Origin of the sequence: Selenomonas bovis DSM 23594 (assembly GCF_000381005.1) — a bacterium.
Classification (GTDB): domain Bacteria; phylum Bacillota; class Negativicutes; order Selenomonadales; family Selenomonadaceae; genus Selenomonas_C; species Selenomonas_C bovis.
Genome location: NZ_KB908397.1, coordinates 42,827 through 49,048, shown reverse-complemented (window position 1 = coordinate 49,048; position 6,222 = coordinate 42,827). Strand labels below are relative to the sequence as shown.

Sequence of the window (6,222 nt, the reverse complement as noted above, 5' to 3'; positions counted from 1 at the left end):
GTGACCGCCTGTTTCTTGTACTGTTTTTTATGCCATGATTATCGCCAGTGTCAGATGACCGTGATTGAGGTCAAAGAAAACGGGGCTATCCGCACGAAAATGCTTTCGTGAGACAGCCCCCCGCAAGACAAATCGCTGTTTTCACGGCTTCGCGTTCAGCGCGCGTCGAGCGCCTGCGCGAAATCCTCCTGCAGATCCTCGATGTCTTCCAATCCCACATTGATTCGCACGAGATCGTCCGTGACGCCGGCATTCGCCTTTTCCTCCTCGCTCGCGTGGAGGAAGATTGTCGAAGCCGGATGGATCACGAGCGTGCGCGCGTCGCCGATGTTCGAGACATTGAGCGCGTAGTGCAGCGCATCGATGAAACGGAACGCGCGCTCCCGTGTGCCGAGGCGCAGCGTGAGCATCGCGCCGTAGCGCCCGCCGAACTGGCGCGCCGCGAGTGCATGCGAGGGATGTTCCGGCAGACCTGGATAATTCACGCGCTCCCCGCGCGCCGCGAAAAACGCAGCGAGCGCGAATGCACTCGACGTGATCCGGTCGAGCCGCAGCGCGAGCGTATCAAGCCCGATGCCCGTGAGATACGCGTTGAACGGCGCCATGCAGCCGCCGTAGTCCGTCACCATGCGCATACGCAGGCGAACGAGATAGCTCATAGGCCCGAACGGATACTCCCCGAGCTTCGGGAAACGCGCCGCATCCCAGCGGAACTTGCCGCCCGAGACGACGATGCCGCCGATGGAGTTGCCGTTGCCGTTGAGCGCCTTGGACGTCGAGTGGATGACGACATCGGCGCCGTGCGCGAGCGGCTGGCAGAGGTACGGCGTCGTCACCGTATTGTCGACGAAGAGCGGTACGCCGTGCGCGTGCGCGAGCTCAGAGAGCGCCGCGATGTCAACGACGTCGAGCGTCGGATTGCCGATGGTCTCGATGTAGATGAGCCGCGTGCGCTTCGTGAGCGCCGCGCGGAAATCCGCCACGCTGTCGCCCGCCGCGTAGCGCACGCCGATGCCGTAGCTCGCGAAATCGCGAAAGAGCGAGCTCGTGCCGCCGTAGAGTCCGCCCGATGCGAGGATCTCATCGCCCTGCGAGAGAATGTTGAGCACGGCGTGCGATACAGCCGCCATGCCGGACGCGCAGGCCACGGCGCCGACGCCGCCCTCGAGCGCGTTCACACGCTGCTCGAAGCGCGCGATGGTCGGATTGTTCACGCGCGTGTAGACGAAGCCCGGCTTGCGTCCCGCGAAGACGCGCGCCATCTCCTCCGCCGTCGGCTGATAGAACGCCGAGGTCTGGTAGAGCGGCTGCGTCGTCGCCCCCGTCGCCGCGTCCGGCGCGAACGCCTCGTGCAGGAGCCGCGTGGTGAATCTCATGCGAGACCACCCTTTTCCACGACGAGGTCATACGTGCCGTCCCCATTTTGGTCAACGGAGAGCACCTTGTGTCCCTCGTCCTTGAGGCTGCGCGGCACGTTCTGGATGGGCTCGCCGTCATTCAGGTGCACGGCGAGCGTCTGCCCGTCCGCGAGATCCTCGAGCGCGACCTTCACCTTGACGAACGTGATAGGGCAGACGACATCCGTGATGTCGATGGCGGCATCTGTGTGCTTCTCACTCATAAGACTTCCTCCACTCTCTTCTCGAATACATCCCAGCCCACACGGTCGAGGCAGTTCGCGAAGCGCTCGCTCGGCTTCGCATTCTCCTCGAAGAACTTCAGCGTGACGTCGACGATCTCGTAGACCTTGGCCTCATCGAAGACGATGGGCAGGAAATGGCGGCCGATGGCGATGCGGTTGCCGTAGAGCCCGCCGAAGGAAATGACGAAGCCATTCTCTCCCGTCCATGCATCCGTCGGGCAGCTCTTGATGCATTTGCCGCAGTAGACGCAAGACTCTTGGTCAAAGGCGAGCGCCTTCTTTTCCTTGTCCACGCAGATGGCTTTCTCCGGGCAGACAGCCTCACAGACGCCGCAGTACATGCAGCTCGCCGCCTCCCATTTCGGCAGCACGCCGCCCTTGACGCCGAGGTCGTTTTCCTCCGCCTTGAGGCAGTTGTTGTGGCAGCCCGTAAAACCGAACTTGAACTTGTGCGGCAGTTCCTTCCCGCCGTAGCGGCGGTCGAACTCATTGGCGAGCTTCACCGTGTCGATGAGGCCTGACGGACAGGTCGCCGCCCCCTGGCAGGCCGTGATGGTGCGCACGCGCGGCCCGCAGACGCCGACCTCGACGCCGCCCTTCTTGAGGACTTCCTTGACCTCGTCGATCTCCTGCAGCTTGATGTACGGGATCTCGATGCCCTGCCGGCTCGTGAGATGTACATATCCTTTGCCGTACTTCTCTGCCACCTGCTGCACGGTCGCGAGCTGCCCCGCGGTGAAATGACCGCCGACGGATTTCAGGCGCATCGAGAAACAATCCTTCTGCCGCTGGCGCATGAGGCCGCCCTTCTTGAGTGCCTTGTAATCTACTGCCATCTTGCTCTCCTCCTGTGGCCGGAGTCCCCGGCCCCGCTCTTTACCTGATTCTCAGATCCTCTTTCGTGACTTTCTTTTCCCTGCTCACATGGAAGCTGTTCAACACGGGCTCGCCGCCATGCAGTGAGAGGATGAAATAGCTCGCCTTGCTGTCAAACGCGAGCCTCTTGTCCTCCTCGCTCGGGCGCGAGGGGCTCGCGGGATGGCTGTGCCAGTTGCCGAGCAGCTGCCAGCCATTCGCCCGCATCTCCTTCACCGCCGCGAACTGCTCCTTCGGGTCGAGGGAGAAATGCTCCTCGCTGTGGTCGGTGTTCGTGAGGTAATACACCTTCTCCACGGTCTTGACGCCGTCTGCGACTGTGCCGCCCAGAAGGCCGCAGTCCTCGATGGGCGCGAGCGCGCGGGCGTGGCGGACCATCTCCAGATAGTCCGCGAGTTTCAATTCGATGACCATAGCGCCCTCCTCAATGCTTTCTGAGATCGCAGGCCGGCTGCTCGTAATCGATGAGTTCCGTAATCGTCGGATGTTCGCCGCAGATCGCGCAGTGTGGATCGCGCGGGAGCTTCACCTTGCGGAACTTCATCGTGAGTGCGTCGTACGTCAGCAGATATCCCGTGAGCAGCTCGCCGACGCCGAGGATGTACTTGAGCGCCTCCGTCGCCTGCAGCGTGCCGATGATGCCGCCCATGACGCCGAGGACACCCGCCTGCCGGCACGTCGGCACGGCATCCTTCGGCGGCATCGTCTTGAACACGCAGCGGTAGCACGGCCCCGCACCCGGCACATACGTCATGAGCTGTCCCTGGAAGCGGATGATGCCCGCGTGGACGAAGGGCTTCTTCTCAAAGACGCAAGCGTCGTTGATGAGGAACTTCGCGGGAAAGTTGTCCGTGCCGTCGATGATGAAGTCGTAGTCCTGATCGCGGATGATGTCGCGGATGTTCGCCGAGGTCACGAGCTCATTGTACGTATGCACATCGACATCCGGATTCATCGCCTCGATGGTCTCCCGTCCGGAATCGACCTTCGGCTTGCCGACATCCGCCGTCTGGTGGATAATCTGGCGCTGGAGGTTCGAGAGGTCGACGACATCGAAGTCCACGAGGCCGATGGTGCCGACGCCGGCCGCGGCGAGATACATCGCGGCCGGCGCGCCGAGGCCGCCCGTACCGATGACAAGCACCTTGCTGCCGAGGATCTTCTCCTGCCCCCTGCCGCCGACCTGCTGGAGGATGATATGGCGGGAATACCGTTCGAGCTGTTCGTTCGTCAGGCTGCTCATCTCGCACCGCCTCCCATGAAATACAGGAACTCCACCGTGTCGCCGTCCTTCACGAGCGTCGACTCAAAGCCGGAGTGATCGACGAACTCCCCGTTGAGCTCTACGGTCACATATTCCGGCTGCTCGGCCTTGGCGTCGACGAGCAGTTCCTTGACATTGATGGGTTTCTCGATTTCCAGTGGTTCTCCATTGACAGTCAGTTTCATCTTATATCCTCCTCGCTATCCTCTGCCGACAGGGCGGCAAGGCGCGTCGCGGCCACCGGCTGCGGCGTATTCTCTCTCGCCCCGCTGCGCAAAAAAGCCCGCGGAAAGCCGAGGAGCAGACACTTCTGCCACGCTCCCCACGCTTCCCGCAGGCTTTCGCTGTCGAATGACCTACGGCGGACCGCTCAATCATATAATAACAATATGTTTTCTAAAACATTACTGACATTATAGAGCAGCCGCCGGGAAATGTCAACAGATTTTCTCAATTCCAGGAATCCAGTCAGAGCCGCGCATGAGTCCGCTCATCACGCAAGCGCCCGCCGCCCCGTCCGAGCACACCTCCGCGAGGCGCGCAGGCGTGATACCGCCGATGGCATAGACGGGAATCCGCGCCGCCGCGCAGGCGCGCCGCAAGAGATCCCGCCCGCGCGGCGGCAGGCCCGGCTTACACGCGGTCGCGTAGATGTGGCCGAGCGTCACATAGCTGCAGCCGAGCCGCTCCGCCGCGCGCACATCCTCAACGGAGTGGCACGACGCCCCGAGCAAAGCGAAGCGCTGCCGCTGCGCGAGCGGAAGCTCCCGGAGCAGCGCGAGCGGCAGATGCAGGCCCGCGGCCGCAAGCCGCAGCGCGAGTGCCGCGTGCGTGTGAAGGAGGCACGGCACACCGGCCGCACGGCAGAGGGCGAGCACCTCCTGCGCGAGCCGCTCATAGGCAACGGGCGGCAGATCTTTCTCACGCAGGATGACGGCGCGCGGCCGCGCGCGCACGACCATCTCCAGACGCCGCAGGAACGGTGTCCAGTCCTCCGCGCCTGCAGTGTGAGCGACGTCTTCCGCCGCCCCGTCCGCGAGCTCTCGCCCGCCAGCGCTGCCAGCAGCCGCCTCCGGCAGAGACGCGCCGTCTGCGACGAGATGGCGGTTCGTGACACAGAGGACGCGGGAGAGCTCTGCCTCACGCGACGCAGGAAACACCTGCCGCAACTCAGACATAGAGGTAGTCATTGAGCACCGGCTGCAGTCCCTCGCGCTCCATATCGCCGTACATGCTGCGGATACTGCGTGTATCGGAGATCTCGAACTGCTCGTCGCCCGTCTTGCCCGTATCCCTGCCCGTGTATTTCTCCTCATGGTCGCCGATGCCCGTCGAGACGCCCGCCGAGATCTTCGTCGCGCAGATCTTCGCGATGCCGTTGCGGAACCGCACGTTCTCGCGCGAGGACACCGTAATGCCGACATAGGGCAGGAAGATGCGGTACGCGCAGAGGATCTGACAGAGCACCTTCTCGCTCACATCGAGCGGATTGATCTTCTCATTGTTGATGATGGGGCGCAGGCGCGGGCATGAGAGCGAGAACTCCGCCTGCGGATATTTGCGCTGCAGGTAGTAGACGTGCAGCGCCGTCGCGAGCGCGTCCTTATGATAGTCCGAGAGCCCGAGCAGCGCGGAGAATCCCACGCCGCGCATGCCGCCCCGGAGCGCGCGCTCCTGCGCCTCGAACCGATACGGCCAGACGCGCTTGTGCCCGAGGAGGTGCAGCGTCTCGTATTTCTTGAGGTCGTACGTCTCCTGGAACACCGTCACATAGTCCGCGCCGCACGCGTGCAGGTAACGATAGTCCTCCGTATTCATCGGATAGACCTCGAGTCCGACGTTCTTGAAATACTTCCGCGCGAGCTTGCAGGCCTCGCCGATGTAATGGACGTCGCTCTTCGTCTTGCTCTCGCCCGTGAGGATGAGGATTTCCTCCATGCCGCTCTCGGCGATGACCTTCATCTCGTGCGCGACCTGCTCCGGCGTGAGCTGCAGGCGCTCGATGTCGTTGTAGCAGTTGAAACCGCAGTAGACGCAGTAATTCTCGCAGTAGTTCGCGATGTAGAGCGGCGTGAAGAGATAGACCGTATTGCCGAAATGGCGGCTCGTCTCGCGCCGCGCGCGCTGCGCCATCTCCTCGAGGAACGGCGCGGCCGCGCGAGAGAGCAGCGCCTTGAAGTCCTCGATGCTGCAGCGCTCATGATCGAGCGCGCGCCGCACGTCGACCGCCGTATAGCGCGATTCATCATAGGCCTCCATCTGCGCGATGACCTTGCCGCGCACATCCGAGGTGATCCGCTCCATATCCGGGAAATATTCCATCGGATCCTTACGGCAGGACGGATCGTTTTCCAGGCGGTGCTTCTTTGCGAGCGCTTTCTCGCTGAGCTTCGCCGAGTCGACGAAGAAATTGTTTTCCTTTTCGCTCATCTCCTCGCCC

8 protein-coding genes are annotated in these 6,222 nt (G+C 62.7%); all 8 read right to left on the bottom strand.

The window, feature by feature from the left end; all coding sequences use genetic code 11:
- Positions 1–155: 155 nt before the first annotated feature.
- The 8 genes from F599_RS0109260 to thiH all read right to left on the bottom strand — a co-directional run bounded on the left by F599_RS0109260 (position 156) and on the right by thiH (position 6,212).
- Positions 156–1,376 carry an O-acetylhomoserine aminocarboxypropyltransferase/cysteine synthase family protein gene (locus tag F599_RS0109260; protein WP_019543249.1) on the bottom strand — a complete coding sequence of 407 codons (1,221 nt, stop codon included), beginning with the start codon at positions 1,374–1,376 and terminating at the stop codon, positions 156–158.
- On the bottom strand, positions 1,373–1,621 hold the full coding sequence (locus tag F599_RS0109255; protein ID WP_019543248.1) for a sulfurtransferase TusA family protein: 249 nt from the start codon (positions 1,619–1,621) through the stop codon (positions 1,373–1,375). Before F599_RS0109255 ends, F599_RS0109260 begins: the two co-directional genes overlap by 4 nt.
- Complete coding sequence (locus tag F599_RS0109250) at positions 1,618–2,478, bottom strand: 4Fe-4S binding protein (protein WP_019543247.1); 861 nt, start codon at positions 2,476–2,478, stop codon at positions 1,618–1,620. The genes F599_RS0109255 and F599_RS0109250 overlap by 4 nt, the downstream gene beginning before the upstream one ends.
- 40 nt (positions 2,479–2,518) lie before the next feature.
- Positions 2,519–2,932: a M67 family metallopeptidase gene (locus tag F599_RS0109245; protein WP_019543246.1), complete on the bottom strand. Its 414-nt coding sequence runs from the start codon at positions 2,930–2,932 to the stop codon at positions 2,519–2,521.
- A gap of 10 nt (positions 2,933–2,942) precedes the next feature.
- Positions 2,943–3,761 (bottom strand): molybdopterin-synthase adenylyltransferase MoeB, encoded by an 819-nt coding sequence (moeB, locus tag F599_RS0109240; protein ID WP_019543245.1) that lies wholly within the window; start codon positions 3,759–3,761, stop codon positions 2,943–2,945.
- Positions 3,758–3,967 carry a sulfur carrier protein ThiS gene (gene thiS, locus F599_RS0109235; protein WP_019543244.1) on the bottom strand — a complete coding sequence of 70 codons (210 nt, stop codon included), beginning with the start codon at positions 3,965–3,967 and terminating at the stop codon, positions 3,758–3,760. The genes moeB and thiS overlap by 4 nt, the downstream gene beginning before the upstream one ends.
- A 252-nt stretch (positions 3,968–4,219) precedes the next feature.
- The gene (locus F599_RS0109230; RefSeq protein WP_019543243.1) at positions 4,220–4,960 is read right to left on the bottom strand and encodes a thiamine phosphate synthase; all 741 of its coding nucleotides are present in this window, start codon (positions 4,958–4,960) and stop codon (positions 4,220–4,222) included.
- On the bottom strand, positions 4,953–6,212 hold the full coding sequence (thiH, locus tag F599_RS0109225; protein ID WP_019543242.1) for a 2-iminoacetate synthase ThiH: 1,260 nt from the start codon (positions 6,210–6,212) through the stop codon (positions 4,953–4,955). Before thiH ends, F599_RS0109230 begins: the two co-directional genes overlap by 8 nt.
- Positions 6,213–6,222: the final 10 nt, after the last annotated feature.